3 protein-coding genes are annotated in these 4513 nt (G+C 72.1%); 2 read left to right on the forward strand and 1 reads right to left on the reverse strand.

The features are described from left to right. Positions 1 to 31: 31 nt before the first annotated feature. Positions 32 to 1759, forward strand: coding sequence for a DUF2029 domain-containing protein (locus E1211_RS30885; RefSeq protein ID WP_132353577.1), 1728 nt, complete (start codon positions 32 to 34; stop codon positions 1757 to 1759). Between the two features lie 80 nt (positions 1760 to 1839). Here the strand turns inward: E1211_RS30885 and E1211_RS30890 are convergent, their stop codons facing one another. Then, positions 1840 to 2622 (reverse strand): hypothetical protein, encoded by a 783-nt coding sequence (locus E1211_RS30890; protein ID WP_132353579.1) that lies wholly within the window; start codon positions 2620 to 2622, stop codon positions 1840 to 1842. Positions 2623 to 2955: 333 nt separating this feature from the next. Here E1211_RS30890 and E1211_RS30895 point away from each other — a divergent pair, with 333 nt between their 5' ends. Next, positions 2956 to 4482: a peptide deformylase gene (locus E1211_RS30895; protein ID WP_132353575.1), complete on the forward strand. Its 1527-nt coding sequence runs from the start codon at positions 2956 to 2958 to the stop codon at positions 4480 to 4482. The last annotated feature ends 31 nt before the right edge of the window (positions 4483 to 4513 follow it).

Here is a 4513-nt window from a genome sequence, read left to right on the forward strand (position 1 = left end):
GCGGGAGGAGCGCTCGGGGCGGGGGCGTCGGATCGACCTTCTCGCCGTGCTGAGCTTCGTGGCTCTGGGTTTCTGGGTGACGGCGCGGCTCTGGCTCGACCCGCGTAATGGCATTCGGGACAACCGGTCGGATCAGGCGCAGTTCGAGTGGATGATGGCGCACGGTGCACGGGTCGTCACGCAATTCGCATACCCGTTCCACTCGGATCGGATGAATGTGCCGGACGGCGTCAATTTGATGGCGAACACGTCCGTATTATCCGTTTCGTTGCCGCTGACGCCGGTCACCCTGTTGTTCGGCCCCCGTGCCTCGTTCCTGCTCTTTCTCACCCTCGGAATGATCGCGACCGGGACGGCCTGGTACTTCCTCTTCTCCCGGGTGCTGATCGGCTCGCGTGGCCCGGCCTGGCTGGGCGCCGCCTTCTGCGCGTTCGCGCCGGCCATGGTGTCCCACGCGAACTCGCACCCGAACATCGTGTCGCAGTTCGTGGTGCCCCTGATCATCTGGCGCACGCTGCGCCTCGCCGAGCGGGGGCGCTGGCTGCGCAACGGCGTACTGCTCGCGCTGGTGATCGTCTGGCAGGCGTTCCTCAACCTCGAGATCCTGCTGATGGTCGCGATCGGGCTGGGCGTGGTGGTGGCGCTGCTCGCCATCCGCCGGCCGGAGCTGCGCACCCGCGCGCGCCCCTTCCTCGCCGGGCTCGGTGTCGCCGCCGGTGTCGCCGCGGTCGCGCTCGCGTACCCGCTCTCCGTGCAGTTCTTCGGACCGGGGTCGTACCAGGGGCTGTCCCGGCTGATCCGGGGCTACTCGAGCGACCTCGCGTCGTTCGTGGCCTACTCCCGCGAGTCGCTGGCCGGCAGCCCCCGTACGGCGGAGGGGCTGGCGAAGAACCCGACCGAGGAGAACAGCTTCTTCGGTTGGGCGCTGGTGGTGCTGGTGATCGCCCTGGTCTGGTGGCTGCGGCGTAACGTGCTGGCGCTCACCCTGACCGTGCTCGGGGTGCTCTTCGCGGTGCTCTCGCTCGGCCGGGAGGTGATCTTCGATGGCCGGGAGACCGGTGTGCCGAGCCTCTGGGCCCTCCTGGAGGACCTGCCGATCCTGCACTCGGTGGTGCCGACCCGGTGGGCGTTGGCGCTCACCCCGATCATCGGGCTGCTGCTCGCGCTCGGCGCCGAGTGTGCCCGGCAACTGGCCGTCCGGCACCCGGTGGCGCGACCGCAGATCCGCTTCGCGACGGTGACCGTGCTCGCCATGGCCCTGCTGCCGCTCGTGCCGACCCCGCTGCCGGCGACCCGCCTCGATCCGGTCCCCACGTTCGTCACCTCCGGTGCCTGGCGCCCGTACGTGGCGGGCGGCCGCAGCGTGGTCACCCTGCCGTTGCCGGACACCAACTACGCCGAGCCGCTGCGTTGGTCGGCCGTCACCCGGCTGGAGATGCCGCTGGCGCGGGGCTACTTCCTCGGGCCCGACGACCGGCCGCACGCACAGGAGCGGGGCGCGGCCCTCTTCACCGCCCCGCCCCGCCCCACCAGCAGTTTCTTCACGGTGATCCGGCGCACGGGAGCGGTACCTCCGATCACCCCGCAGGGCCGGGTGAACGCGGTCGACGACCTGCGGTACTGGCGGGCCGGCGTGGTGATCCTCGGGCCACGCCGGAACGCCGACGCGCTGCGCCGGGGGATGACCGAACTGACCGGCATCCAGCCGATCTTCACGGGGGGCGTCTGGCTCTGGGACGTTCGCCCGCTGACCGACTGAGCACCGGGCCCCGCCGAGGAAGCCCGGACGTCTGCCGCGCCCCGCGACGCCGCCGTCGTGCCGCGGCGGGAGGTGGCCGATCAGGCCTGGCGGACGCAGCAGCCCCGGCAGACCTTCGGCTGGGGCAGCGTGAAGGCCAGGCAGCAGGTGCGGCGCTGCACGACCGGTTCCCCGCCCGGGCCGGGCACCAGCTCGACCAGGTCCTGCAGGCCGAGGGCGTCGAGCAGGGTGGCGATCGTCTCCGCCGACGGGCCGGGCAGCCCGTCCGCGGCGCGCAACACCCCGGCCGAGATGCCGGAGGCCACCGAGCCGAGGAGCGTACGGGTGCCGATCCGCACCTCCGCCTGGATCGCCTTGATCACCGGCAGCAGGTGGGCGTCCAGCAGCGAGGCGCGCAGTACGTCGAGCAGCTCGGCCTCGTCGGCCACCACCCGCACCCCGGGGCCGCCGGTCAGGGCGAGCGGGTCACCGGGCAGCACCGCCACGGTGGTCGAGGGGTGCAGGCCGAAGGTGAGCAGCGGGCGGGGATCGTCGAAGTGGATCAGGACGGTGGACGGGTCGAGCAGCGGCACCCGCCGGGCCGAGGCCCAGCCGAGCACGGCCGGCAGGCTGCACCAGTAGCTGTACGACTTCCAGGCCAAGGCGGCACAGGCGTGCGGGGTGCCGTCCCAGCGCAGGGCGGCCGCGTGCAGGAAATCCGGCAGCCGGGAACCGTCGACGAGGGCGGTGGCCGGGATCCAGCCGATCTCGTCGGCGACCGTGAGGCCGGGCGCGAGGCCGGGGATCTCGTCGGTGCCGAACATCGCGCGCAGCGCCGCGGTGACCGGGGTCAGCGGGGCGGCAGCGAGATCGCGGCTCGGCATCACCGCTGTCACTCGATCATCCCCCGTCCCCCCCACGCCATCAGTTGAGCTAAGGCTAGCCTAACCACAGCCCGCCGCTCCCCGGAAGGTCGGATTCCGGCGGATCGGGAGGCCTCGGTCACCTTCCCGGCCTCCAAGTCCGTGCAGGTGGCGACCTTCGTGCCCGCCGTTACTACCCCTGCCGGTACCGGAAAAACGCACCGCCCCTGGCAGGAGGCGCCGCAGGATCGACGGTCGTCGGTGCATTGTCAAGCACATTGTCGGCTAGGTGGCAGTTTCGTGTTTGTCCGGCCACGGAACGTGAAACTGATACTCCCGGCCACGAGGAAGCCGATGACCACCTCACCCCTCGATCGTGCTGTCGACTCCTTCGCCGCCGAACTCGCGCGCCAGCGAACAGGGCGGGGGCTGTCCAAGAAACAGCTGGCCGTACTGATGGGCTTCGACCCGTCGTACGTCAGTCACGTCGAGGGACGGCGACACCGCCCCACCGAGGACTTCGCCCGGCGGGCCGAGGCCGTCCTGGAGGCCGGCGGCGCGATCTGGCAGCGGTTCCGCGAGTACGACGACGCCCGGCAGGCCCGGAACGGGCAGGCGCACCGCGACCTGCCGCTGCCCGGGCAGTGGCTTCCCCCCGGCACCGGCCTGGTTGTCGAGCGTGAATCCGCCACCCTCAGCCACAGCGACGAGGGCTACCGGTGCGTGATCCGGCGGGAGCTCTACAACGCCGGCACCGAGCCGGTCACCCGCTACCTGGTCCGGGTGGCGGTCGACCGTTACCCGAACGACCCGGGGCGCTCCAACCGGCACCACCGGGAACATCCACTCACCTTCGCGGAACTGCAGCTGCGCGCGTACCGGGACGACGGCGGCGGCGAGCGCGAGCCGATGCACTGGCGGGCCAAGCACGACCGGGACGCGTTCAAGGAGGTCTGGCTCCTCTTCGACAACGGCGAACGCCGCTTCCCGCTCTACCCCGGCGACCGCGCCACCATCGAGTACGCCTACCGGGTCGGGGCGGAGAAGTGGGGGCCCTGGTTCCAGCGGGCGGTCCGGCTACCCACCCGGCACCTCGCCGTACGCCTGGATCTGCCGGCGGCCCTCGACCCGCAGGTCTGGGGCGCGGAGACCTCGCTCTCGGCGGAGGAGGGCCCGCTGCGCACCCCCGTCCAACGGCGCGACGAGGGCGACCGCGCGATCTTCGAGTGGGAGACCGAGGATCCGCCGCTGAACGCCCGCTACCGGATGCAGTGGCGGTTCCGGGCCCGGCCGGAGCCGGAGCACGACACCCCGCTGGACGGCCGGGTCCGCCCGAGCGACCGGATGCGTGCCCTGGGGGTGGTGCAGCGCGGCAACGACCTGCTGCGGCAGGTGGCCCACCCGTTCGACCTGCCCGCCGAGGAGTCGGCCGCCCGGAGCGTCGTCGACCGGCTCAGCGCCACCCTCGTCCGCCTCGACGAGCTCCATCCGTTCAGCAAGGGAGTCGGCATCGCCGCGCCACAACTCGGCGTCGCCCGGGCGGTGGCCGTGATCCGGCCCCCGGACCGGAACGCCGAACCGGTCGTGCTGCTCAACCCCCGGGTGGTCGAGGTGTCACCCGACACGGACGAGCAGTACGAGGGCTGCCTCTCCTTCTTCGACCACCGCGGTCTCGTGCCCCGGCCGCTGCGGCTCGACGTGGAGCACGCGCAGTGGGACGGCAGCCGGATCATCACCTCGTTCGAGTACGGGATGGCCCGGCTCGTCGCACACGAGATCGACCACCTGGAGGGGCGGCTCTACGTCGACCGGATGACGCCCGGCGTGCCGTTGGTCCCGGTGGAGGAGTACCGCGAGACCGGCCGGCCGTGGCGGTACTGACTTCCGCGCCGGCGGTGAGCCGGGGCGGGGG

It is taken from the genome of Micromonospora sp. 15K316 (assembly GCF_004348525.1).
Lineage (GTDB): Bacteria > Actinomycetota > Actinomycetes > Mycobacteriales > Micromonosporaceae > Micromonospora.